Below are 24,083 nucleotides of genomic sequence, written 5' to 3' on the forward strand. Positions count from 1 at the left end.
AGCGTTACTTCCAGAGCTGAGCGGCAAAGACTACAAGAATGCCGATAGGCGCCACGTAGCGCATCAAGAACAGGGACAGGGCAAACAGAACCGGGTTCTGGATGGACAATTCATCCCGCACCGCTTCACGCCCCATCACCCATCCCGCGAACAGCACGAAACACAAGCCACCGAGGGGCAACATGATCCGCGAGGTGAAGAAATCGATCACGCCGAAGAAGTCGAGACCGCTCTGCGCACCCCATTGATAGAGGCTGAACGCCCCGCCTTCGTTCACGAAAAACTTGGCTTGCTTCCAGATATTGAAAGAAAAAACCGTACCCAGACCAACGAACCAGCAGGTGAACGCAAGCCAGAACGTCACCCAGATTCGGCTGATTTTAGTGCGTTCAACCAGGTAAGCCACCATCGGCTCCAGCAGGGAAATCGCCGAACTCCACGCTGCCACCGCGACCAGCACAAAGAACACCACGCCCATCAACTGGCCGAAAAAGACATTACCAAAAGCAAACGGCAGGCTGACGAACATCAGCCCCGGGCCTTCGCTTGGGTTCAGGCCAGCAGCGAACACAATCGGAAACAGTGCCAGGCCGGCGACCAGCGATACGAAAGTATCCAGCAGCGCGACACCGACCACCGTGCCCGACAGCGAGGTGTTCTTCGGCATGTAGGCGCCGTAGATCATGATGGAGCCGACGCCGACGCTCAGCGAGAAGAACGCGTGCCCCATCGCTGGCAGCAGACCGTCGAGGACTTTTTCCGGGTGGAAGTCGAACATGAAATGCACGCCTTCCATGAAATGCCCAGTGGTCATGCTGTAACCCAGCAGCACCAGAATCATCACGAACAGCAGCGGCATCATGATTCGCAGGCTGCGCTCAAGCCCGGCGACCACGCCTTTGGCGATCACGAAGGCCGACAGCAGCATGAAAATCGTGTGCCAAAGTGTCAGGCGCCATGGATTGGAGATGACATTGCCGAAATAGGCGCCGACCTGATCGGCCGTCGCGCCCTGAAAATCGCCACGGCCCATGTCGACGATGTAATCCAGCGACCAGCCGCCGACCACGCTGTAGAAAGAAAGAATCAGCAGGGCCGTGATCATCCCGGCAAACGCGCCCCACGACCATTTCGCCGAGTGTCCCGCTTCCAGCGCCAGCACCTTCAGGGCGTTCGCCGGACTTTGCCGGGCGCGCCGGCCGATCAGGGTTTCCGCGAGCATGACCGGGACACCGATAAGCGCGATGCACGCCAGGAACATCAGCACAAAGGCGCCGCCGCCGTAGACCCCGACCATGTAGGGGAACTTCCAGATACTACCCAGTCCCACGGCCGAACCGGTCGCGGCGAGTATGAATACCCAGCGGCTAGCCCAACTGCCGTGGACAGAAACCTTGTCTGTCGACATCGTTTATCACGCCCAAGCGTTAGAAAAAGAGGCCGCATTGTCCGGGATTCACTCAACCTGCTCAAGCACGCAGCAACACCGTAGCCGACAGCCGAACAACTCCATATAATGCCGCCCCTATGGCTAAACAGAAGAAACACCCAACAGGGACCATCGCGCAGAACAAAAAGGCGCGACACGATTACTTCATCGAGCACAAGTTCGAGGCTGGTCTGGTCCTGGCCGGCTGGGAAGTAAAAAGTCTGCGGGCGAGCAAGTTGCAGCTGGTCGACAGCTATGTGCTGCTCAAGGACGGCGAAGCATGGTTGCTCGGCAGCCACATCACGCCGTTGATGACTGCAAGCACCCACGTCATCGCCGACCCGGTGCGCACGCGCAAACTACTGCTCAACCGCCGCGAGCTGGACAAGCTTGCCGCCGCCGTGCAGCAGAAGGGTTACGCCTGCGTCTGCCTGTCCTGGTACTGGAGCAAGCACATGGTCAAGTGCGAGATCGCTCTGGGCAAGGGCAAGAAGGAATACGACAAGCGTGATACCGAGCGCGAGCGCGATGCCGGTCGTGAATTGCAGCGTGCGGTGCGCAACAAGGGCAAGGAAGACTGATCTTTCTCCTTTAGCGCCAATTCGCGAGCAGGCTCGCTCCCACCTTGGAATGCATTTCAAAGGTGGGAGCGAGCCTGCTCGCGAAAGCTATTTCAGCATCAACACAAACACACCTGATCACATCCCCTTGCGCCGCTCCGCCCGAGCCATGCGCTGCACCTCTTGACGCACCTCTTCCAGCACTTCCTGCACATACAGAATATGTCGGCTGGACACTTCTCGCGCCTGCTCGGCACGCCCTTCGATAATCGCCAGATACAATTCCCGATGTTGCGAGATCAGCATGTCGCGGGTTTCCGTACGCTGTTTGTACATGCCGCCGATGTTGGTCACGACGTTGCGCTTGAGCAGATCGAACAAGCCGCGAATCGTATGCAGCAACACCGCATTGTGACTGGCCTCGGCAATCGCCAGATGAAATTTCGCATCCGCCGCGCCCTCTTCCGCCCGGCTGACTTCTTCGTGACGCGAGTAGCAGTCCTGCAGCTCTTCGAACGCAGCGGTCAGGCGCTCGCGATCGACATCGGTGGCGCGCAATGCGGCGTAGTAGGCGCACGATGCCTCCAGGGTGTGCCGGAATTCGAGCAAATCACGTTGCGCTTCGGGATTGCTTTCAAGCAATTGCAACAGCGGATCGCTGAACGTCGATCCGAGACCCTCCACCACATAATTGCCGCCGCCCTGGCGACTGACCAGCAAGCCTTTGGCTGCCAGTTTCTGAATCGCCTCGCGCAACGACGGGCGTGATACGCCAAATTGTTCGGCCAGCGCGCGCTCGGCCGGCAGCCGCTCGCCCGACTTCAGCGTGCCCTCGAGGATCATCCCCTCGAGGCGCTCGACAATATCGTCAGACAAACGGCGCTGACGTATCTGATCAAAGCCCATAACTCATTTCTCCACGATCCCGACCGCTCGCCGGGGTGTCTATTCTGGCCTATCCGCGCGCCGCCGACACCTGCCAGACACCACTTCGCCAAAGCGGATCAGTTGCTCCCTGCACCGCATCTTCGACGAAAGTTTCAGAGCGGCAAATTGACACACCGCCACCAAGGCTTTTACCCTAGCCGACAGCGCTTGTAAATTGGTCTTACCAATTATCCAAGATTGCTCAAAGTGCCTGACCAACAACAATTAGGGGCCACCCCACTATGCAAACCTGGCAACAGCTCTACAGCCCGCTCGGCAGTCTTGGCGTCTCCGCTCTCGCGGCCGTCATTCCCATCGTGTTCTTCTTTCTCGCTTTGGCGGTGTTCCGCCTCAAAGGCCATGTGGCCGGCAGCATCACCCTCGCGCTTTCGATTGCCGTGGCGATTTTCGCCTTCCAGATGCCAGTGGACATGGCCTTCGGCGCCGCTGGTTACGGTTTCGCTTATGGTCTGTGGCCGATTGCCTGGATTATTGTCGCAGCGGTGTTCCTCTACAAACTGACGGTGAAAAGCGGTCAGTTCGAGGTCATCCGCAGCTCGGTCCTGTCGATTACCGATGACCAGCGCTTGCAGGTGTTGCTGATCGGTTTCTGCTTCGGCGCCTTTCTGGAAGGTGCCGCCGGTTTCGGCGCGCCGGTCGCGATTACTGCCGCGCTTCTTGTAGGACTGGGCTTCAATCCGCTGTATGCCGCCGGCCTGTGCCTGATCGCCAACACCGCGCCGGTGGCGTTCGGCGCGCTGGGGATTCCGATCATCGTGGCGGGCCAGGTCACTGGCATCGACGCCTTCAAGATCGGCGCCATGACCGGTCGCCAGTTGCCACTGCTGTCGCTGTTCGTGCCATTCTGGCTGGTATTCATGATGGACGGCCTGCGCGGTGTGCGCGAAACCTGGCCGGCCGCGCTGGTGGCAGGTCTGAGTTTCGCCATCACCCAATACTTCACTTCCAACTTCATCGGCCCGGAACTGCCGGACATCACCTCGGCACTGGCCAGCCTGATTTCCCTGACCCTGTTCCTCAAGGTCTGGCAACCACGCCGCGCCGCCGGCCAGCACATCGTTGGCGCCGTGTCCGCCTCAGTGGTCAGCGCCAGCGTCGGCGGTTTCGGCCAGAAGCGCACCACCGTGGCTTCGCCCTACAGCCTCGGGGAAATTTTCAAGGCGTGGTCGCCGTTCCTGATCCTCACTGTGCTGGTGACGATCTGGACGCTGAAGCCTTTCAAAGCGATGTTTGCTGCCGGCGGCTCGATGTACGGCTGGGTGTTCAACTTCGCGATTCCGCACCTTGATCAACTAGTGATCAAGACTGCGCCGATCGTGGCCAATCCGACCGCCATTCCAGCGGTGTTCAAACTTGACCCGATTTCCGCCACCGGCACGGCGATTTTCTTTTCCGCGCTGATTTCGATGCTGGTACTGAAGATCAATTTCAAAACTGGTCTGACCACTTTGAAAGAGACCTTCTACGAACTGCGCTGGCCAATTCTGTCGATCGGCATGGTGCTGGCTTTCGCTTTCGTCACCAACTACTCCGGCATGTCTTCGACCATGGCACTGGTGCTGGCCGGTACGGGCGCCGCGTTCCCGTTCTTCTCGCCGTTCCTCGGCTGGCTGGGCGTGTTCCTCACCGGTTCGGATACGTCGTCGAACGCGCTGTTCAGTTCGTTGCAAGCGACCACCGCCCACCAGATCGGCGTCAACGACACCTTGCTGGTGGCGGCCAATACCAGCGGCGGCGTGACCGGCAAGATGATCTCGCCGCAATCGATCGCCGTGGCCTGCGCCGCGACCGGTCTGGTCGGCAAGGAATCGGATCTGTTCCGCTTCACCCTCAAGCACAGCCTATTCTTTGCAACGATCGTCGGTTTGATCACCTTGGCTCAGGCCTACTGGTTCACTGGCATGCTGGTGCACTAAACCTACAAGACGCCTACAAGAAATACGGAAATAACCGACGCCGGCCCGTGATCCGGCGTCAGCAATTCACCACCGGGTCTGTAAGGCTGCTGAAAGCAATGCGCTTTATATTCGGCAGCCGCAGCAGACGGATAACCGGGCCCACCCGGAGACACGCCTGATGAGCGAGCTTTTTTACAACGCCGTGCCGAACGCGACCCGCGTGGCACCGCCACTGCCCGAACCTCGGCAATACCCCAGCGAAAAACCGTCGCGGGTCTACCTGTTCGGCACGTGTGTGGTCGACCTGTTCTACCCCGAAGCCGGGATGGACGCGATCCATCTGCTGGAGCGCGAAGGCATCCGGGTCGAGTACCCGCAGGGGCAGAGCTGCTGCGGCCAACCGGCCTACACCTCGGGTTACACCGAGCAGGCGCGGACGGTAGCGCGCTCGCAACTGGCGTTGTTTGCCGGGGATTATCCGGTGGTGGTGCCGTCGGGTTCCTGCGCCGGCATGCTGCGCGAGCATTACGCCGACTTGTTCAAGGACGAGCCGGAAACGTTGAAACAGGTGCAGGCCCTTGCGGCGCGCACTTATGAACTGGCCGAGTTTCTGCTGTTCGTCTGCAAGGTGCAGCTCAAGGACAGCGGCGAACCGGTGAAAGTCGCGCTGCACACCTCGTGTTCGGCACGCCGCGAAATGAATACCCACCTGCACGGCCGCGAGTTGTTGGCGCAGTTGAGCAATGTGGAGCGGGTCAATCACGACCACGAAAGCGAATGCTGTGGCTTCGGTGGGACATTCAGCGTCCGTATGCCAGACATTTCCGGCGCGATGGTGGCTGACAAGACCCGCGCATTGAAGGAGTCCGGCGCGCACAAGGTACTGAGTGCCGACTGCGGCTGTTTGATGAACATCAACGGCGCGCTGGAGAAACAGCAGGACGCGTTGCGCGGGCAACATCTGGCGAGCTTCCTCTGGCAGCGAACCGGAGGTGCGCAATGAGCACCTCAACGATTATTCCTACGGTCGCCGTAGAAGAAGACTTCCGCACCCGGGCACACAATGCCTTGGGTGATCAGCAGCTGCGGAACAACTTCCGCACTGCCATGGATTCACTGATGACCAAGCGGGCAGCGGCTTTCAGCGATGCCCACGAAAGAGAACACTTGCGCGCACTGGGCAATTCGATCAAGGCCCGCGCGCTGTCCAGGTTGCCCGACCTGCTCGAGCAACTGGAACAGAACCTGACCCGCAACGGTGTGACAGTGCACTGGGCGGAAACGGTGGACGAAGCCAATGGCATCGTCTTATCGATCATCCGCGCTCACGAGGCGCGGCAAGTGATCAAGGGCAAATCGATGGTCAGCGAAGAGATGGAGATGAACCATTTCCTCGAGGCTCGGGACATTGAATGTCTGGAGTCCGACATGGGGGAGTACATCGTCCAGCTCGACCACGAGAAGCCTTCACACATCATTATGCCGGCGATCCACAAGAATGCCGGTCAGGTCGCGTCCTTGTTCCACGACAAACTTGGCGTGGAATACACCAAGGACGTTGACCAACTCATTCAGATCGGTCGCAGGGTCCTGCGGCAGAAATTCTTCGAAGCCGACATCGGCGTCTCCGGCGTCAACTTCGCCGTGGCCGAAACCGGCACCCTGCTGCTGGTGGAAAACGAAGGTAACGGGCGCATGACTACCACCGTGCCGCCGGTGCATATCGCCGTTACCGGCATCGAAAAAGTCGTGGAAAACCTGCGCGACGTGGTGCCGCTGCTGTCACTGCTGACGCGCTCGGCGCTGGGCATTCCGATCACCACTTACGTCAACATGATCTCCGGCCCGCGCAAGGAACACGAACTCGACGGCCCGCAGGAAGTGCATCTGGTGTTGCTCGACAACGGTCGCAGCCAAGCCTTCGCCGACAGTGAATTGCGCCAGACCCTGAACTGCATCCGCTGCGGCGCCTGCATGAATCATTGCCCGGTATACACGCGAGTGGGCGGCCACACTTATGGCGAGGTTTATCCGGGGCCGATCGGCAAAATCATCACCCCGCATATGGTCGGCCTGGCCAAGGTCCCGGACCACCCGAGCGCGTCCTCACTGTGCGGCGCCTGCGGTGAGGTCTGCCCGGTGAAGATTCCGATCCCGGCCATCCTGCGCCGTCTGCGTGAGGAAAACGTCAAAGCTCCGGACGCGCCGAATCAGGTGATGCGCGGTCAGGGCAGCAAGTATTCGCGCAAGGAACGTTTCATCTGGAACGCCTGGGCCAGACTCAATAGCTCGCCGACGCTGTACCGCTTGTTCGCTTTTTTCGCCACGCGCCTGCGCGCCCTTACGCCGAGCAATGTCGGCCCATGGACGCAAAACCACAGCGCACCAAAACCGGCCGCGCGTTCGCTGCATGACATGGCCCGCGAGCATCTGGGCAAACAGGGAGAGCGTCGATGAGCGCCAAGCAAAATATCCTCGGCAAGCTGCGGAAAAGTCTGACCGGCACCACGCCAATTGCCGACAACTTCGACGTCGATCTGGTCACCCAGCCCTACACCTACAGCGCCGAGCAACGCATCCCGCAACTGCGCAAACTGATGGAGGCGGTGCACACCGAAATCCACCTGACCTCGGGCGCCGAGTGGCCGGCATTACTGGCGCAACTGCTGCGCGACCGCCAATTGCCGAGCCTGCTGATAGCACCGACCACACCGCACGGGCAACGCATCGCACAGCACTGGGCGAACAATCCCGAGCTGCCAGAACTGAAGTCCTACGACCGGCCAATGGAAGCGTGGAAAGCCGAGCTGTTCAACGACACCCCGGCCAGCCTCACCGGCACCCTCGGTGCGATCGCCGCAACCGGCAGCCTGATTATCTGGCCAACCCGTGAGGAACCGCGCTTGATGAGCCTGGTGCCACCGGTGCATTTCGCCCTGCTCAAGGCCAGCGAAATCCGCGACAACTTCTATCAGGTGCAAGAGGAATTCGAATGGGCGCAAGGCATGCCGACCAACGCGCTGCTGGTCTCCGGCCCGTCGAAAACCGCCGATATTGAACAGGTGCTGGCGTATGGCGCGCATGGCCCGAAAGATCTGGTCGTGCTGATTCTGGAGGATCAATGAGTCTTCCTGCTGCTTTCCTGCGTGATGCCGAGCGACTGATTCCAGCAGACCGGCGCTTCGACGATCCGCTGTCGACCCTGGCCTTTGGTACCGACGCCAGTTTCTATCGACTGATCCCGAAACTGGTGATCCGCGTCGAATCCGAAGACGAAGTGGTGGCGCTGCTGCAACTGGCCCAACGCGACAAGGTGCCGGTGACCTTCCGCGCCGCCGGCACCAGCCTGTCCGGACAGGCGATCAGCGATTCCGTGCTGATCGTGCTTGGGGATAACTGGAACGCCCGCGAGATTCGCGGCCAGGGCACGCAGATCCGCCTGCAACCGGGCGTGATCGGCGCGCAGGCCAACGCCTGGCTGGCACCGTTCGGGCGCAAGATCGGCCCGGACCCGGCGTCGATCAATGCCTGCAAGATCGGCGGCATCGTCGCCAACAACGCCAGCGGCATGTGCTGTGGCACCGCGCAAAATACCTATCACACCCTGGCCGGGATTCGCCTGGTGCTGGCCGACGGCACGCGTCTCGACACCGAGGACCCTGCCAGCGTCGCTGCATTTCGTTCAAGCCACGGCGAGTTGCTCGAACGACTCGCGACATTGGGTCGCGAGACCCGCGCCAACGTCGAACTGGCCGCGAGAATTCGCCACAAATACCGTCTGAAAAATACCACCGGCCTGTCGCTCAATGCCCTGGTGGATTTCGACGAGCCTGTGGATATCCTGAGCCACCTGCTGGTCGGCTCCGAAGGCACGCTCGGCTTTATCAGCGCGGTGACTTACGACACCGTCATCGATCACCCGAACAAGGCCTCGGCGCTGATCGTGTTCCCCGATGTCGAGACTTGCTGCAACGCGGTGACCGTGCTGAAAAGCCAACCGGTGTCAGCGGTGGAGTTGCTCGACCGACGCAGTCTGCGCTCGGTGCAGGACAAAAAAGGCATGCCCGCTTTCGTACAGCTGCTGTCGGAAAATGCCTGCGCGCTGCTCATCGAATCCCGCGCAGCATCGTCGACATTACTGCAGGAACAACTGGCGCAAATCATGACGTCCCTGCGCGATTTCCCCGTAGAGAAGCAGGTCGACTTCACCGAAGACCCGGTGGAAAACGCCCGCCTCTGGGCCATCCGCAAAGACACCTTCCCCGCTGTCGGCGCCGTGCGCAAAACCGGCACCACGGTGATCATCGAAGACGTGACCTTCCCGGTCGAACAACTGGCTATCGGCGTCAATCGCCTGATCGAGCTGTTCGACAAACATGCCTACGACGAAGCGATCCTTTTCGGACACGCACTGGAAGGCAATCTGCACTTCGTCTTCACCCAAGGCTTCAACAGCCCGGAAGAAATCGCACGCTACCAAGCATTCATGGACGACGTCGCGCAACTGGTCGCCGTGGAGTTCGGCGGCTCGCTGAAGGCCGAACACGGCACCGGCCGCAACATGGCGCCGTTCGTGGAACTGGAATGGGGCAGCGACGCCTATCAACTGATGTGGCAGCTCAAACGCCTGCTCGACCCCAACGGCATTCTCAATCCGGACGTGGTGCTCAGCGAAGATCCGCAGATCCATCTCAAGCACCTGAAACCGCTGCCGGCGGCGGACGAGATTGTGGATAAGTGCATCGAGTGCGGTTTCTGCGAACCGGTCTGCCCCTCGAAAGGCCTGACCCTGAGCCCGCGCCAGCGCATCGTCATCTGGCGTGATATCCAGGCGAAAAAGCGCGCCGGCGTCGACACCACAGAACTGGAAAAAGCCTACGAGTACCAAGGCATCGACACCTGCGCCGCGACCGGCCTGTGCGCGCAACGCTGCCCTGTAGGCATCAACACCGGCGAACTGGTGAAAAAGCTCCGTGGCCGACACGCCACGCATCAGAAAACCGCTGACTGGATCGAAGGAAATTTCGCCAAAACCCTGCAAGGCGCACGCTTCACCCTGCACGTCGCCAACGGCGCGCGGATGATGCTCGGCGCGCCGCGTCTGGCGAAGTTGTCGGCAACGCTGACGCGACTGTCCAAAGGCCAGGTGCCGTTATGGACCAACGCCATGCCACAGCCGGAAAAAGCCATTCGCTTCAGCCCGAGCGTTTCGGACGAGCGCCCGCGCGTGGTTTATCTGGCGGCTTGCGTCTCGCGGGTCATGGGCCCGGCGGCGGGTGACAAAGAACAAATGTCGCTGTACGACAAAACCCGTGGCCTGCTGGAAAAGGCCGGTTACCAGGTAGTCTTTCCCGACAATCAAGACAACCTCTGCTGCGGCCAGCCGTTCGCCTCCAAAGGCTACGCCGAACAGGCCGAGCACAAACACCAGGAACTGATCAGCGCCCTGCTCCACGCCAGTCGCGGCGGCCTCGACCCGATCTATTGCGACACCAGCCCGTGTACGTTGCGACTGGTGCAGGACATCGGCGAAACACGATTGGATCTGTACGATCCGGTGCGCTTCATCCGTACGCATCTGCTGGATCGCCTGGACTTCACACCCCAGGAAGCGCCGATTGCCGTGCACGTGACCTGCAGCACTCAGCACTTGGGCGAAAGCCAGGCGCTGATCGATCTGGCGCGCAAATGCAGCACCACTGTGGTGATTCCCGAAGGCATACATTGCTGCGGATTTGCCGGCGACAAAGGCTTCACCACACCGGAGCTGAACAGCCATTCGCTGCGTACGCTCAAGGACGCCGTGCAGCACTGCAGCGAGGGCATTTCCACCAGCCGCACCTGCGAAATCGGCCTGACCCAGCATGGTGGCATCGACTACCACGGGCTGGTTTATCTGGTGGATCGGGTGACCCGGGCGAAGGCTGTCTGAAAAAAAATAGAACTCTTGAGCGAGACGGCAATCCACAGAACAGGCCCCGACAAATCGGGGCTTTTCCTCCATTCGGTGGCTCGCCCAGCGGTCAGCGAAGCCTGGATCCCTCAGTTCAAGGAGATACACATGAAGCGTTCTGTACTGTTAGGTCTGTTCGTTACTGCCTCGATGATGGCGTCCACTTCGTTCGCCGAAGACAAGCCTGCCGATCTGTGCGATGCCAACATTCAGACGATCAACAACGCCAAAGGGCAGTTGTCGTCGAATCCGGAATTGAGCCAGCGCGCTAACGCCAGTGTGAGCAAGGCCGAGGCGCTCAAGGCTCAAGGCAAAATCGACGATTGCATTGCGGAAACCTCGCAAACCATCGTCGAACTGCGCAAAGCCACCGGCACCAACAACTGATCCATACTGACGGGCCAACGTGCGGGTTGGCCTCGTCGGCAGATTGACGTACACTGTGCACGCTTGTTGCCCGATCAGATTCACCGGGCAATGAGTTCGGGGCCGTTTAGGATTCGACGCCGGTTGCGAAACTCTAGGTGCATGCCGACTTGGTAACAGAAGTCGTAAATCCACTGTTGCAACTACTTATAGTTGCCAATGACGACCAATACGGTGTTGCTCTCGCTGCTTAATTGCAGCTGACAATGCTCCTGGTACCTTCGGGTCCAGCAATCATCAGGGGATGTCTGTAAACCCGAAATGATTGTCATATAGAACAGAATCGCCGTGCAGTACGTTGTGGACGAAGCGGCTAAAACTTACACAACTCGCCCAAAGCACCCTGCCCGTCGGGTCGCTGAGGGTTAACTTAATAGACACGGCTACGCATGTAGTACCGACAGCGGAGTACTGGCGGACGGGGGTTCAAATCCCCCCGGCTCCACCATTTGATCATCTAAAGACGTCCACGGACGTCTTTTTTTGTGCCTGAAATCCAGTAAATACGCGGCCTCCAGCGCTTTTGCGTTCTTTTGAGAGTTTTGGAGTTCCAGCCATTTGGGTATTCCAGACGGTATTCCAGCTCATCCGGTGCTAATCTTTGGAATACCGAATCAGTGCCTGAGGACAATCTCATGCCTGCTCAAACCCTCCGCCTCTCCGATCGACAGCTCAAGGGAGTCAAACCCGCGTCCAAGGATTACGTCCTCACGGATGGTGACGGTTTGCAGCTCCGGGTACGCAGCAACGGCTCGTTGCTGTGGAATTTCAACTACCGCGAACCGGTTACCAAGAAGCGCATCAACATCGGCTTCGGGACCTACCCCGAACTGTCTTTAGCGAATGCACGAAAGATGGCAGTCGATGCACGCGAGTTACTCGCGCAGGGCATTGATCCGAAAGTGCAACGCAATACGTTGAATGAAGCCAAGCGCGCAGAAACGGAACACACCTTCGAGAACGTCGCCACCGCCTGGTTCGAACTCAAAAAAGACTCGGTGACCCCGGCCTACGCCGAGGACATTTGGCGGTCGCTCACGCTGCACATGCTCCCCGATTTGAAGACGACACCTCTCGCGAAAATCACCGCGCCGATGGTGATCGGATTGCTTCGTCCAATCGAAGCGAAAGGTAGCCTGGAGACAGTCAAACGTCTTAGCCAGCGGCTAAACGAGATCATGACCTACGGTGTGAACTCTGGCCTGATCTACGCCAACCCACTCAGCGGTATCAGGGCGGTATTCAAAAAGCCCAAGAAAGAGAACATGGCTGCGCTTCCGCCGGAAGAGCTCCCGGAGCTCATGCTGGAGATCGCGAACGCCAGTATCAAACGCACGACCCGCTGCCTAATCGAATGGCAGTTGCACACGATGACTCGCCCCGCCGAGGCGGCGACTACTCGCTGGGCAGACATCGACTTTGAAAGGCGTGTCTGGACTATCCCACCGGAGCGGATGAAGAAGCGCCGCCCTCACAGCATCCCGTTGAGTGATCACGCTGTCGCACTGTTGGAGTCATTGAAGACTCACAGCGGCCATCGCGAATACGTCTTTCCGGCTGACAGAAATCCGCGTACCCATGCCAATAGCCAGACCGCCAACATGGCGTTGAAACGCATGGGGTTCCAGGATCGGTTGGTCAGCCACGGCATGCGCTCGATGGCCAGCACCATCTTGAATGAACATGGGTGGGACCCGGAACTTATTGAGGTCGCACTGGCGCATGTTGACAAGGATGAGGTGCGCAGCGCCTACAACCGAGCCGACTACATCGAGCGCCGGCGCCCGATGATGGCCTGGTGGAGTGAGTACATCCAGAAAGCCGCCACCGGTAGCCTGCTCGCTTCAGCATACGGCCAAGTCAGAGACAAGAACGTGGTGCCGATTCGCTAGCGCGGTACAGGCGCAAGAACTGCAGAAACAACTGAACGTTCAAGGTTCGGGGCAAGCAGCCTCACTTATCCGCTTCTAAGCGCGGGTCCATCCAAACAGGGCTGCAAAGCCGCCCTGTTTGGATGGACCTTACTTTGAAGAGCTAAAAGCGACCACGTTGCCCAGGATTTACCACGGAATTCCACCGGGGGATAACCGCTCTTCAAGTCCTAAGTGGCGCTGAATTTCGAACCTTGACCGGGTTTATCCACAGGCGTAGAACTGGCCGTGCAAGCGCTGTCGATGACAGCAACCCCAGGTGGCCCGAACCTTGAAGGTCACGCCGCTCTCGCGGTGGTTCCCCCCAAAAGGCGATTCGCGTCCGGCAGCTCGCTAGGTCACCTCCCCGGTGATGGATGCCTACTTCAGATCATGGCCCTCGTGCGCCAGACGACACTTCCTACTTCGCTGCCCTGCAGCAACCTATCCGCTTGGCCGAATCTTGCGCCAACCTGCGCCCGTCTCTTTCTCCTGGAAAGAGACGGGCGCTCCCACCACTGCTGCAGCCCATATAGAACGGGGCTTTGCGGCAATCCCCCACGTGACAATCGGCGTGACAAACGCCGATGTCACCAGCAACAGCGCTGTAGATGATGGTGCCGCAGACCTAGGAATGGACTGCACCTGACTGACAGTCAGGCATGCCCCGGTCATCGCATTGCTGCGTTCACCCGGCTCAGGATCTTCAGGCGCAGGTCTCGTCAGCCAGCGCTGCCTCCACCCGCCCACCGGTAACGGTGCTCAGGAGGCCAGATCATGAGATGCCCTTGCTCCCGGTCGTAAGGAGCCGCCAGTCCTGCGTAGAGGACATTCCCCACAGGTCGCAGGGGCCTTGATCCCTGATAACACTCAGCATTCTTGGCGGGATGACGTGGGGCGAGGATCGGAGAGCGGAAGATGAGGTGACCGATATGGCATTGGTGGGTAGGCGCGATGGCCGCAATTTCGGCTACGGCAGACAGTTGAGCTACGCGGGGCCGCAAGCGCTGAAAGACTTGTTTGGCCGCGGCCACTACGGCACGGTCAAGGCGCACAGTGATCGGTGGCAGGCCTTCGTGAAGTGGTGCCGCTCCGAACAGGGACCGGGTATCAACGATGCCCGGCAGATTGATCGGAAAGTGTTGGGCGACTATGCGGCGTATCTACGCGAAATGGTTAGGCGCGGTGACCTCGCCGTCAGCACCGCACAAAATCGGCTATCTAGCGTTAACAGGACCATGGCAGCGCTTCGCGGTGATCAGTACGTGAAATTGCCCAGTCCGAGCAAGGCATTGGGTAGGCAGCGCACCGGCGTTCGACACTCGGTGCCTCAGGGCCAAGACCGCGAACAGGTTAAGCAGATTGTCGCTGTGCTTTGCCGCCATCATCAGCAGCGGGCCGCCGCGATAGTCCTGTTGGCACGAGCCACCGGCATGCGCTTGCGTGAGTCTATCTTGGCGAACCTGCCACGGTTGAGCCGTGAGGCTAACGACTTAGGTAGGATCAACATTCAGGATGGCATCAAAGGAGGCCGCGCCGGATTCTCGGCGCCGCGTTGGATTGCGGTGGACGAGCATGTTCGAGGTGTCCTCGGGTTTGCACGGCAGGTGTCGCCTGCGGGTAGCCGCAACCTAATTGCGCCAGACGAAAGCTACCTCAATCTCCTACAACAAATCATCCGCCCTGCGCGGGATATCCTGCATGCACACAACCTCAAAGGCTTCCATGAGCTACGAGCGGCGTACGCATGTGAGCGCTATGAGCAGATCACCCAACACCGCGCGCCTATCAACGGCGGCCACTGTTGCCGGGTAGATAGGATCCTTGATCATAAGGCCCGGAGGCAAATCAGCTATGAACTGGGGCATGGCCGCATCGAAGTAGTTGCTGCGTACATCGGGGGGCGGGTATGACCAAGGCGTTTGATATGGAGATGTTCTTGGGTGGTGTGCTGACCGGATCGCATGCGACGCGTCAGCGACATTTGCGGCAAGCGAAGATTATCCACGCTGCAATTGCAGAGCGATGGCAGCGGGAGACGCCTTGGGGTTGGAAGCGGAAACATCTGGCTTGGTTTCTCAAACATCGACTGAAACAGCGCAGCGAGGAGACCCGATATTACTATCTACTCACTGCTCGGTTGATAACTTGGCGCCTAGAAATGCCATGGGTTTTCGACCTTTGAGCGAAAACTGGACTCCAATGCGACCGAAGGCAAGGCATCGCCTCCAGCGCGCATTGAGAGCCTAAAGAGTTGTGCCTCACAACCCAACCATGGCCTTCTATTTCAAAACCACTCACTCATCTGTCCGTATCCATAGACAAACGCCAGCTTTCGGGCCCTGGTCAGACTGACGTAAATAAGCGCACGCTCCTCGTTTTCCTTCTGGCGCCTGGTCACCAGATCAGATGCCTGGCTAATCACGAAGTCCAGGGGGACCAAGCCCTTATTCACCGATAGGATGAATACCGCATCAAACTCAAGCCCCTTCACCCGGTGCATGGTCGCCAGGTTGATGGCACCATCTGGAGTGGAAGCACTGTCACGATCCAGCATATGACAGCGCAGGCCACAGCTCTCGAATGTAGCTTGAATTTCCAGTAATTCCTTGCGGGTACGAGCGATCACGCAGCAATTGTCAGAGGCCAAATCATTGGCCTGAAGGTCCCCTATGACCTGTCGTACCTGCTCAGCCATACCGGCAAAACTCCTGATGACCGGACTAGGTCCGTGCATCAGCGAATGGTAATAAGCGTTGCTATCCTCGCCGCCATCAAGATCGTCCACGGACACACCCTCAAGCACACTAACCGCGACCTTTCGGGTTTCATCCGTAGTACGGTAGTTCACTTTGAGGCGGGAACTGCGACCTCGGATATCGATACCGCATTGGCCCAATATCACCTTGTTCTTGCCATAAATGCGCTGGTGCCCATCCCCGACAATGAACAAATCGTTAGAACTCGGAGGTACCAGAGCACGAATCAGCATGAATGCCTGGGTGCCCATATCCTGCGCCTCATCCACGATAACCGCGCACAGCTCCGGTCGGAGCTCAGCGCGGCCTTCAAGCAGCCGGCGCGCATCGCGATAAGCGTCATCCGGTTCCTTGAGGTAATTGCTCGACAGCAGATGTCGGTAGCGTTCAAACACAGGCCAGATATCGATACGCTGCTGCCTATTCAGTGGCGTGCCGCGACCGATACGTGAAGCGGTCTTGAACTCATCGGCAGTCATGATCGATAGGGGCTGAACCACCCTCGCCCATTCTTCCTGGAAGAACGCGAGACTCAGCTCAGAGCCTGCCGGCTTATCGGAGTAAGCCTGTTCCCAGAGCTGCCTTTCCTGCTGGGCATTCATCAACAGCCCATAGTCATAGCCCTGCTTCTTCAGGAAGCTGATCACCCAAGCATCCAGGTTGATTACCTCGATACGCTCGCGTTGTGCCGGGCTGCAAATCTTGTTCAGATTTTGCTGGATATCCGTCGCCAGGTTGCGAGTGAAGGTGGTGAACAGCACCTTATTACCTGGATTGGCCACATGCTCGGCCAGCCATTTAGCACGATGCATGGCCACTACGGTCTTACCAGTACCGGCACCGCCCAGCACTCGCACCGGGCCATTTTTCTTGCCTTCCACCAAGCGCCGCTGCGCCGGGTGCAGAAAAACCCGCCATTTCTCCAGCGACTGATTGAGCACCTCCCGCAGTGCCTCTTCATTTTCTGCCACAACAAAGCATGCGCGAGACTCGGGGCGCGCCAATGCCGTAGTGAAGTCGTCGGTATCCACTTGCTGTGTAACTACCGGAACAGCCTCGTTGAAAGCCTCCTCGAAGCTGGCGCCAGCCATCAACATGAACAAGCCATCATGTACATCTGCCGGGATCTGCTCATTTAGGCGCGCCGTCTCCAGATCAGCCTCGATCTTCATGCTACGCACGAGTGGCAAGGTCTCCTCCGGCACTCCCAACTGAATCAGCTGACGATCGCGGATGGCATCAAACAGTCCAGGCTGTGCGACCATGGCAGGCTGTTCGGGCGCCACCAACTCTTGCTCCTGGACAGTAAATACTTGCAGACTGCCTGTGTTGGGGTTGATCTCGACCTTACGACGGGCCGCCCAAAAGTAAGCCTGCTCGTGGTGGTCTATGTAGAGCATCAGATATAAGTTCTGTTTCTCCACTGTCGCCAGGATGATTCGAACATCTTGGTTCACCCGGATCGAACGCAGTTTGTCATCCCTGAAAGCTGTCAGCTTTTCGTAGTGCAGACCGCCATGCTGCGGATCCTGCTGGAACAGCATGACCGCCTTGTTAGCCTGAGCTTGCTCGTTCGGCGTGAGCTTCAACAGGCTGTCAAAATATTTGTCCGAAAACGCAACACTAACCATTTCAGGCTCCTGAATTCAATTGGGTGATGGCCTTAACCAGATCCTCGGCGCTGGAAACGATGATCCAGCCTGCTTTCTGCAAATACGCCATCGCCGCCTGCTGGTCTTCCAAATGCTCAAGCAGCAGAGCAATTTTCTGCTCGGGTAAGAGCAGCTCTGCTTCACCGACCACCTCACCCTGCTCATCCATAACCGCATCGCCGACAACAGCAGACATAGGCCAAGCAATCTGATGCTCACCCAAGGCGGTGGCTACGTTCTCATCGAGCAGCTGGAACCAGTTGGGCAACTGGCGTGCTTCCACCGACTCTTCCGCCACCGCGCCAACCAACGGCCAGAGCAAGCCTGCAGCTGTCCCATCGTGCTTGGACTGAGGTGTCCAGGCATAAAACAGCGGCAGGAACTGCAGAAAATTCACCGCAGCCCAGAATCTCTGCCATTGATAGCGAGCAGCCTCTTCACTGCCTTGCTTCAAGTCATAGCAAAATGACACTAAGGCTTGGTTCAGATCAAACTGTCTGACCAAATCCGCACCGGCAATCAAGCCCAAGCTGATCAGCGCAGCCCCTTGCGCATCCTTGACTTCCACCGCCCCCGCGAGAGCTATCGGTTCTGGTTGCTGATCGGTAAAGCTGACCGGCAAGCCATGGAGACTTTGCAAAAGCTTCGCCCGAACTTCGGCGTCGGCCAACGAAGCAGCCGGCAAGCATTGCAGAATGAAAAATAACGCTTGCTCCGACAACGCTTGCGGATTCTGATCGGCAAGAAAGTGCATGAGTAAGTCGAAGGTGGGCATGCTTAGGTGTTGAGCCGTATTGGCTGTCCCTGCCAATTTTGCCAGCCCCGCGATCGCCTGATGATGCTGCGCTGGTGAAGTCATACCGGTTAGTAATGGCACATCCGAGGCTTTATCACCGATCACCTTGTTAACGTCATACCAGTTCAACGTCCATACCACGAAACCGGCATGCATCAAGCTTTGTCGCTTGATCAAGTCCTCGCTACTTTTCTGTCCGTGAAATTGGTAGCCATCAAGGAAGATCGCAACTGGCTTGAAACCAGCCGATGCAGGCCAAAGCACGAAATCCGGTCGACTGGCAAACTGGACACTCTCAGCCTTGCCCAGATCAACCTGGGGCTCCACTTCATAGGCCTGCTCGCCGATCGTTAGCCGGTAACCGGTCTTACCGTGAATGATGTCAGCCGATACCCTGACCTTCTGACCGCTGACGCAATCCATACCACTGAATCGCGCAAGCGCCTCGGGGAAACGTGCTTCCAACTCACTCTCCACCCATGGATTACCGGAGAGGGAACTTAGGGACTCACTGTTCTGCACCCACTCATGCTCACCTTCGACAATGTCCTTGAGCATTTCCAAGGCTATCGCCTTACTGGTGCTCTCCATGCCATAGGCATTGCGGTACTCCAGCAGGCAGCGATAACAACCATCCATCGTGTGCTCGTAGCAATCACACGTCTCCATGACATCGTAAGCCATCCGGAACACAGCCTGCATGTTCTCAGCCCGGCTCAGTAGCTCATGCAGATACCCAGTCCCGCCGGGCACGGAGTCGTACAACACAATAAAATGTCGACGTTCGTCTGTTTCCCCTATCGGCTCGCTCTGGTGGGCTACTCGCAGATGGTCAACTTTTCCGCCAAACCGTCGTTTGAGTCCCAACTGCAGGGCCGCAACAAAGGAGTTAATCTGCTCTTCAGTCCCCCCCGTTGCCAGTCTTGGCAACAGAATACGTAGGGCTTCCGAGGTAAATTGGCGGTACAGATACAGGCAGTTGTCCAGTCCAAAGTCGTCACCGCCATTGACAAGCTTTTTCACGCCCTTGGCATAGCTACAGCTCTTCAGATGAACCGGCTCGCCCTTGCCTGCCATCACCTTACGGCTCTGCACCGAGCCACACTCGCGACAAACGGCAAAACCGGATCGCTGCAACTGCTCGCCAGCCACCTGGAACATCATCTCCTCGCCGTCACGGCGACCGAAGTTCACCTCAAGGAAAGTCGCCGAGCGGATAAACTCGAAACCAAACGGACGATCCTTATCATCCAAAACCCAAGTGATATGGATATCTGCAGGCTTAAAATCGATCAGCATCTGCTTACTAAAAAATACCGGCTCCCGATCATCCGAGTGGTCGTTCAACAGCGCATCGCGTGCGTTAGTAAACGCATACACCTGAGTCATCCTCAGCATCTTGGTACGAGCGCTTGAATCCCCCCACTGACTGGTATGGCAACGCGGGCAGATCTTTTCGCTGAAGCCTGCAGTGGGGTTGTCCGCAGCCGCGGAGTAATGGCATCGCGGGCAGAATCTCCAGTCCTGAATATTGCGCCCTTTGGCGGTTTCCACTCGGGATATCTTCACCCTGCGGTTCCCGGCATAGAACACCGATTCAGGCGCCAATTCCGTCAGCGCTGCCTGTGCCGGTCGCTGGTATTCGTACTCGCGCTTGATCAGCTCGCGCTCAGCCCCATCACCAGAAGTCGCTTTTTCTGATCGGAAGATAACCGAATGCAAGGTTGCTCCTTCCTCTGGGAAGGCGTAGTTGGGGAGTAAGCCTTCATCTGTCAGGAAATTGAGCGTTTCGCGCCGGTTCATCACATAGCGCAAACGATTGAAACCCTCACGCTCTCGCTCAAGCTCAGCGAGTTCGTCACGGGTATGCTCGTCCTGTGGTGCCTTGGCTAGCTTATCGATCTGCTTTTTCAGATCCGCACTGCGCGCAGCCATATTTGCCCGCTCATCAGCAACCACCTTGAGCCGCCCAAGCACATACAACTGCAAATGGTCATCCAGATGCTGCGGTCCGCCAAACAAGAACTGGCGCAGCAACTCAAGATCATCACCACTGAGCTCTCTGGCTACATAAGCACTGAAGCCATCCCAAATTTCCTGCATATTGTGTTTAAGGAAATTCAGCAGGGTATAGGGGAAGCGGTCTTCTTGGACCTTTTCCACCGCATCCAGCACCGGTTGCATATTCGAAGGCACTAGGTTGTCGCCCCTGGATTCTCTGGTCCAGCAGTCCATGGCATATGCCAGCAATTGCCTACGCAACACATACCGCGCTTTGAGAAAAACCGCTGGGGGCTCCACCGGGGTATCCAGCATGCGGCTCGGGTCGGCGTAGAACACCAGGTCATGGGGCCGACCGTTGGCCACGGTCAGGACGAAGGAGTTGCCATCACGCCGCCCACCTCGCCCAACGCGCTGCAGGTAGTTCGCCTGTGCCGGTGGCACGGAGCAAAGCAGCACGCTGGACAGGTTGCCAATGTCGATACCCATTTCCAGGGTCGGCGTAGCAGAGAGCAGGTTGTATTCCCACGGTTTGCCACCCTCACGCATAAAACTGTTCTCGACGCGGATCCGCTCCGGCGTGGATAGCAGCCCGGTATGCTCATGAGCTATCACCCGGTGAATGACGCCATGGCGGAACAAGTTGCGATACAGCGAGTCCCGTGGGGGTACAACTTGCAAGTATTGCAGATCCGGGTGTGCCGCGTTCAACAGCGGCATGCCTAGCCAAGCCTTGGCATGGCTTGCCGGCAACAGCAGAGAACGATGGCCCGGGCACTCTACGTTATGCACTTCCGAGGTGACTTGCAGCACTTCAGGCACCACCGCCCACAACTGAACACCACGCTCACTCAGCTCCTCTTTAAGCAGCCCAGTCGAACAAAGAGCCTTGAACGACGCCCCCAACACCGACTCCAACTGTTTTCGATCGACCAACTCTCCCGGATTCAGACAAGCCAGCCAACGCTGGTACCAGGTAGCGCCCTGACTTCCAGAAAGCACTTCAAAGCCATCACCATTACTCGCTGCCGGATAACGTGGACGAGCGGCAGACGGACCGCTGGCCGGCGCGTAATCAAGGAGGTTCAGCAGATAAGACTTCCCAGAATTCCAGCGGTAGCTCGCGAGGTCCTCTAACGCGAATGCACCCAGATACACCAGATGCAGCATCAGACCCTGCATATACTGCTGGGCTGCCTCAGAATCAATCCGATAACCGAGCGTATTGTTTACCTCAGTCGCCCAACGTTTCGCAGCCTGCTGCACCTTATCCAGCGGCCACTCTAGCGCTGCAATGCCTAAGCGATTTAACGAGCGACCTACCTGCGCACGCCAACCCAGATCCTCCAGCACCTGCCAGAGCATGCGATTACGGATGATCTTCAAATGCCGGGCCGGATTGCGCACCTCACCGGACTGCTCAAAATATTCAAAGTCCCCATCAAAACGCTTATCCGGCGGCATGAACTCACGCAGGTAATACGGCAGCGTCAAATGCCCATGCCGACCTTCATGCTCTAGCCAATAACGCTCAAACAATTCCGGTATCTGCAACAGCGGCACCGGACCGGTCTGATTTTCCAGCAGCTGAGTCAAGGCCATTCGAACGTTGTTCTGCCAGGTACGGGCGGCAAAGAAACCGGCGCGATGTGCTGCATCCTGCACCGAATCACTAAAGGTCAGCAGTTTTCGGTCATCGTTATCGCGACTGCTGAATAGCTGATGAATAGCCACCGCGCTCAGACTCGCGGCTCGCGCACCGAACACCACCAGGGATGCTTTTGCGGAGCAGTACGGGCAGTTGTGCTGATGTACAACCCGGTTTACCTGGCCGACACGCTCCTCCTTGAGCAAATCTGGGCGACTGACACGCACCAGCGCTTCATTCCCAGCCTGGCATGCCTTGCACCCACCGCTATGTTCCAGCCCTGCGGTAAAGCCGCACTCACGGCAAACCCGGAAGTGGGTCAACCTTGGGCCGCTCATCTGCTTATCACCACTAGGCTGCCAAGGCATCAACAACCCGGTTTCCTGGTGATTGCTGAAGAACGCCGAGTAAATATTGGCCAGATCCAATTCGATCTGCTGATTGACCGGTTGGGCCACCTCCATCCGCGTCAACCAGGCCGTACCGTGACACTCACGACACTGCACGAGTGGCAACCGAATCTGCTGCTTGTCCCTGGCCGGCGGGTCATCACCGAACGCCAGCAAGGGCGGCAAGCGCTTGATACTGTCGGTCTCCTCGATCTCAAGATCATCTGCGGGAACAGGCTCACGCAAGGTACCGACAATTCGTCGCAGCTCTCGTGCCCACAGTTGCAGGCGCAGCTGCATCAGGGGCAGCTTCGTTTCCGCCCTTGCATGAGCTGCCAATGACAAAAGAGCAATCAGTGCCTGTTCCGGCTGACGTTGAAAACGCTTTGGAATCTGAGCGGCCAGACGATTCGCCAACTCTCTGAAGGTTGGAGTATTGTCACCCTGCCGCAGATGTCGCAATAAATTGGCCAGTTGCCCGTGCTGCTTCAGCTCCTTACCAAGCGCTATACGCCCTGGTATTTCCTGTAGATCCATCTCTGGCTGTTTGCTGAAGTACAACTCGTAAGCGACCAGCAAATACTCGTTCAAGCCCTGGCGCAGCGCGATCTGCAGGGTCTCTGGACCAATGTCCGGGTTCAGGTTGAGGAACGATAGCGTGTCGATGAATTCATCCGGCGACTGACGCTGCTCAGTGATCACCGCCTCCCGTGGGAAGGGAGCGGAAAATATATCGCTGGCATACTGAAGCAGCCCCACCACACTGTCTTCACCTCCCAATGTCGCCGAGGTACCCACGCAGATCAGGCGCTCCGGCGCCAGATCAAAGCGGGCACGTAAGCGGCGGATCAGGAGCGACAGATCCGTACCTTGGGCGCCATCAAAGGTATGCAGCTCATCCACTACCAGATAACGGAGGGTGTCGGGCCCATTGTTCACCCACAGTTTCTGGTCCTGCGGGCGCATCAATAGGTAGTCGAGCATCTTGTAGTTGGTAAGCAGCACGTCGGGCGGATTCTGGCGCAGGGTTTCCTTATCCGTGATTACCTGGTCCGGTCCCATAGCCTTGACGCCCTGGCCATCACCGCCGACAAACAACCCAACACGCAGTCCCTTCAGTGACGGTTGATTATAAATTTCTTTGGCAAAACGCTTGGCCTGATCCGTCGCCAAAGCGTTCATCGGGTAAATGACAATGGCCTTAATCCCGGGCTTGCCAGCCTTCTGGCAGAAATCCAGCACCGGGTACATAAAGCACTCGGTCTTACCCGAACCAGTACCCGTCGCCACCAGTGTATTGGCTGCTTTGCCATTCGCCGCAAGGCGCCGCCAAGCCTGCTCCTGGTGAGCATGAGGAGGGAATTCAGTCTTAAATCCAGAAAAGAAATCGCAGCCTGACTGACCACTCAGAAATGGCAAACCAACGGTAACGTAAGGCCCTTTGATGAAAGCCTCGCCGTCCTGCTGCTCCTCAACCAGACGGCGGAACTCCCCCCGGAATGGTGCGGTTTCAGTCTCGAAACCAGTAATGATAAATTCGCGTAGTGCAGCGGATACTTCGCTGGCCAACAAGCCGGGAATCATGAAACGTCCTTATCATCTGGGACAGAGCAAATGCCCTGCTGAAGGTACCTTGCAGTGCGCTGAGCCGCGCAGCCAGACCCCTAATATAAAAATTTTACCTTAGGCAAACCAACACATCTCCGCTCATGCG

General features: G+C 58.0%; 14 protein-coding genes and 1 other RNA gene. 11 read left to right on the forward strand and 4 right to left on the reverse strand.

Features of this window, described 5'->3' with window-relative positions; genetic code table 11:
- Positions 1–4 precede the first annotated feature (4 nt).
- On the reverse strand, positions 5–1,408 hold the full coding sequence (locus KVG85_RS16615; protein ID WP_217864388.1) for a sodium-dependent transporter: 1,404 nt from the start codon (positions 1,406–1,408) through the stop codon (positions 5–7).
- A gap of 119 nt (positions 1,409–1,527) precedes the next feature.
- Here KVG85_RS16615 and smpB point away from each other — a divergent pair, with 119 nt between their 5' ends.
- Positions 1,528–2,010 (forward strand): SsrA-binding protein SmpB, encoded by a 483-nt coding sequence (smpB, locus tag KVG85_RS16620; RefSeq protein ID WP_007953781.1) that lies wholly within the window; start codon positions 1,528–1,530, stop codon positions 2,008–2,010.
- Between the two features lie 117 nt (positions 2,011–2,127).
- Here the strand turns inward: smpB and KVG85_RS16625 are convergent, their stop codons facing one another.
- Entirely contained in the window at positions 2,128–2,895 is a 768-nt protein-coding gene (locus tag KVG85_RS16625) for a GntR family transcriptional regulator (RefSeq protein ID WP_110646639.1), read from the reverse strand.
- A gap of 263 nt (positions 2,896–3,158) precedes the next feature.
- Here KVG85_RS16625 and KVG85_RS16630 point away from each other — a divergent pair, with 263 nt between their 5' ends.
- The 10 genes from KVG85_RS16630 to KVG85_RS16675 all read left to right on the forward strand — a co-directional run bounded on the left by KVG85_RS16630 (position 3,159) and on the right by KVG85_RS16675 (position 15,309).
- Positions 3,159–4,853, forward strand: coding sequence for a lactate permease LctP family transporter (locus KVG85_RS16630; protein WP_217864389.1), 1,695 nt, complete (start codon positions 3,159–3,161; stop codon positions 4,851–4,853).
- A gap of 160 nt (positions 4,854–5,013) precedes the next feature.
- Positions 5,014–5,838 carry a (Fe-S)-binding protein gene (locus KVG85_RS16635; RefSeq protein WP_217864390.1) on the forward strand — a complete coding sequence of 275 codons (825 nt, stop codon included), beginning with the start codon at positions 5,014–5,016 and terminating at the stop codon, positions 5,836–5,838.
- Positions 5,835–7,292 (forward strand): LutB/LldF family L-lactate oxidation iron-sulfur protein, encoded by a 1,458-nt coding sequence (locus KVG85_RS16640; protein ID WP_217864391.1) that lies wholly within the window; start codon positions 5,835–5,837, stop codon positions 7,290–7,292. The genes KVG85_RS16635 and KVG85_RS16640 overlap by 4 nt, the downstream gene beginning before the upstream one ends.
- Positions 7,289–7,960: a LutC/YkgG family protein gene (locus tag KVG85_RS16645; protein WP_137215539.1), complete on the forward strand. Its 672-nt coding sequence runs from the start codon at positions 7,289–7,291 to the stop codon at positions 7,958–7,960. The genes KVG85_RS16640 and KVG85_RS16645 overlap by 4 nt, the downstream gene beginning before the upstream one ends.
- Positions 7,957–10,767 (forward strand): FAD-binding and (Fe-S)-binding domain-containing protein, encoded by a 2,811-nt coding sequence (locus KVG85_RS16650; RefSeq protein ID WP_217864392.1) that lies wholly within the window; start codon positions 7,957–7,959, stop codon positions 10,765–10,767. Before KVG85_RS16645 ends, KVG85_RS16650 begins: the two co-directional genes overlap by 4 nt.
- Before the next feature lie 129 nt (positions 10,768–10,896).
- Positions 10,897–11,175 carry a PA2433 domain-containing protein gene (locus KVG85_RS16655; protein WP_217864393.1) on the forward strand — a complete coding sequence of 93 codons (279 nt, stop codon included), beginning with the start codon at positions 10,897–10,899 and terminating at the stop codon, positions 11,173–11,175.
- Positions 11,176–11,273: 98 nt separating this feature from the next.
- Positions 11,274–11,662: a transfer-messenger RNA gene (gene ssrA / locus KVG85_RS16660) on the forward strand.
- A 187-nt stretch (positions 11,663–11,849) separates the two neighbouring features.
- Positions 11,850–13,106, forward strand: coding sequence for an integrase domain-containing protein (locus KVG85_RS16665; protein WP_217864394.1), 1,257 nt, complete (start codon positions 11,850–11,852; stop codon positions 13,104–13,106).
- 950 nt (positions 13,107–14,056) lie between these two features.
- The gene (locus KVG85_RS16670; protein WP_217864990.1) at positions 14,057–15,037 is read left to right on the forward strand and encodes a site-specific integrase; all 981 of its coding nucleotides are present in this window, start codon (positions 14,057–14,059) and stop codon (positions 15,035–15,037) included.
- Complete coding sequence (locus KVG85_RS16675; RefSeq protein WP_217864395.1) at positions 15,034–15,309, forward strand: hypothetical protein; 276 nt, start codon at positions 15,034–15,036, stop codon at positions 15,307–15,309. The genes KVG85_RS16670 and KVG85_RS16675 overlap by 4 nt, the downstream gene beginning before the upstream one ends.
- A gap of 102 nt (positions 15,310–15,411) precedes the next feature.
- Here KVG85_RS16675 and KVG85_RS16680 read toward each other — a convergent pair whose 3' ends face one another.
- Entirely contained in the window at positions 15,412–17,514 is a 2,103-nt protein-coding gene (locus KVG85_RS16680) for a UvrD-helicase domain-containing protein (RefSeq protein WP_217864396.1), read from the reverse strand.
- 1 nt (position 17,515) lies between these two features.
- Positions 17,516–23,953, reverse strand: coding sequence for a DEAD/DEAH box helicase (locus tag KVG85_RS16685; protein ID WP_217864397.1), 6,438 nt, complete (start codon positions 23,951–23,953; stop codon positions 17,516–17,518).
- Positions 23,954–24,083 lie beyond the last annotated feature (130 nt).

The sequence above is a fragment of the Pseudomonas triticicola genome (assembly GCF_019145375.1).
GTDB lineage: Bacteria > Pseudomonadota > Gammaproteobacteria > Pseudomonadales > Pseudomonadaceae > Aquipseudomonas > Aquipseudomonas triticicola.

Coding starts and splice junctions, on each gene's coding strand:
- KVG85_RS16670 (WP_217864990.1), top strand. CDS start 14,057: ATGGCATTGGTGGGTAGGCGCGATGGCCGCAATTTCGGCTACGGCAGA.
- smpB (WP_007953781.1), top strand. CDS start 1,528: ATGGCTAAACAGAAGAAACACCCAACAGGGACCATCGCGCAGAACAAA.
- KVG85_RS16630 (WP_217864389.1), top strand. CDS start 3,159: ATGCAAACCTGGCAACAGCTCTACAGCCCGCTCGGCAGTCTTGGCGTC.
- KVG85_RS16650 (WP_217864392.1), top strand. CDS start 7,957: ATGAGTCTTCCTGCTGCTTTCCTGCGTGATGCCGAGCGACTGATTCCA.
- KVG85_RS16680 (WP_217864396.1), bottom strand. CDS start 17,514: ATGGTTAGTGTTGCGTTTTCGGACAAATATTTTGACAGCCTGTTGAAG.
- KVG85_RS16655 (WP_217864393.1), top strand. CDS start 10,897: ATGAAGCGTTCTGTACTGTTAGGTCTGTTCGTTACTGCCTCGATGATG.
- KVG85_RS16615 (WP_217864388.1), bottom strand. CDS start 1,408: ATGTCGACAGACAAGGTTTCTGTCCACGGCAGTTGGGCTAGCCGCTGG.
- KVG85_RS16635 (WP_217864390.1), top strand. CDS start 5,014: ATGAGCGAGCTTTTTTACAACGCCGTGCCGAACGCGACCCGCGTGGCA.
- KVG85_RS16675 (WP_217864395.1), top strand. CDS start 15,034: ATGACCAAGGCGTTTGATATGGAGATGTTCTTGGGTGGTGTGCTGACC.
- KVG85_RS16645 (WP_137215539.1), top strand. CDS start 7,289: ATGAGCGCCAAGCAAAATATCCTCGGCAAGCTGCGGAAAAGTCTGACC.
- KVG85_RS16685 (WP_217864397.1), bottom strand. CDS start 23,953: ATGATTCCCGGCTTGTTGGCCAGCGAAGTATCCGCTGCACTACGCGAA.
- KVG85_RS16640 (WP_217864391.1), top strand. CDS start 5,835: ATGAGCACCTCAACGATTATTCCTACGGTCGCCGTAGAAGAAGACTTC.
- KVG85_RS16665 (WP_217864394.1), top strand. CDS start 11,850: ATGCCTGCTCAAACCCTCCGCCTCTCCGATCGACAGCTCAAGGGAGTC.
- KVG85_RS16625 (WP_110646639.1), bottom strand. CDS start 2,895: ATGGGCTTTGATCAGATACGTCAGCGCCGTTTGTCTGACGATATTGTC.